Below are 1,084 nucleotides of genomic sequence, written 5' to 3' on the forward strand. Positions count from 1 at the left end.
GGGCGGCGGTGGCGCGGTAGGTGGCCACGGCGGCTTCGCGGTCGGCGAGGTACTGCACGGCGTAGGCTTCGGTGTAGAGCTCGATGCGGTCGGTGCCGGTGCTGGCGGCGGCTTCTACCAGGCGCACGTCGGGGTCGAGGAAGATGCTCACGCGCGCGCCAAACGACTTCAGCTCGGCCACTACTTCGCGCAGAAACTGCTGGTGCGTCACCACGTCCCAGCCCGCGTTCGAGGTAATGGCATCGGGCGCGTCGGGCACCAGCGTCACCTGCTCGGGGCGCACCTCGCGGCACAGGGCCACGAAATCGGGCGTGGGGTTGCCCTCCACGTTCAACTCGGTGGTCACGATGTGCTTGAGGTCGCGCACATCCTGGTAGCGAATGTGGCGCTCGTCGGGCCGCGGGTGCACCGTAATGCCCTCGGCGCCGAAGCGCTCAATGTCGCGCGCGGCCTGCAGAATATCAGGGCGGTTGTGGCCCCGGGCATTGCGCAGGGTGGCCAGCTTGTTGATGTTGACACTGAGCTTGGTCATGTTTTTTAGGGCAAGAGGGTGAGGGGGGAGGAGGCGTTTATCGTCTTCGGCATGCTGCGAGCAAAGCAGTTAGGAAGGATGTGCTGCCACCTCAACTGTTTGCCGGGCTGTAACCAGCGAAGCCATGAAAAGGTCCTGCGGTTTTGCTGGCTGGCAAATGAGGATGAGAGGTGAAGCTGTAGTTTCGGGCCAAAATTACACTGCCCTGCCGCGGCTGCGCCCCATGACCTATACTCCTCTGCTATCGTGGCTGCGGCCGGCACTACTATTTGCGGTGCTGGCGCTGCTCGTGGTAGCTACCGAGCACACAGTGGTGCAACTGCCGGCGTTCGGGCAGCACCCGGCCTTGTCGTGGGCGGTGCTGTTCGATATGCTGGTGGCCCTGCCGCTGCTATTTTATTTGTTGCTGGTGCGGCGCTACCAACTGTCGCCGCTGGTGCTGGGCACGGTAGCGGGCGCCTGCCTGGGGCTGACGTACTGGCTGCTGCCGGCTTCGCAGTGGCCGCAGGTCCCCTTGCTGCGGCTGCTGCCCGCCGGGCTCGAATGCTGCAC

The 1,084-nt window shown here is 64.7% G+C and carries 2 protein-coding genes; one reads left to right on the forward strand and one right to left on the reverse strand.

Translation table 11 applies throughout. The features are described 5' to 3' along the window. Positions 1–532, reverse strand: a 532-nt coding sequence (locus ACYVDE_RS23820; RefSeq protein WP_460504009.1) for a pyridoxine 5'-phosphate synthase, incomplete at its 3' end; no start/stop codon positions are given. Positions 533–755: 223 nt separating this feature from the next. Here ACYVDE_RS23820 and ACYVDE_RS23825 point away from each other — a divergent pair. Continuing rightward, positions 756–1,084, forward strand: a 329-nt coding sequence (locus ACYVDE_RS23825; protein WP_460504010.1) for a hypothetical protein, incomplete at its 3' end; no start/stop codon positions are given.

This window comes from Hymenobacter agri (assembly GCF_054778495.1).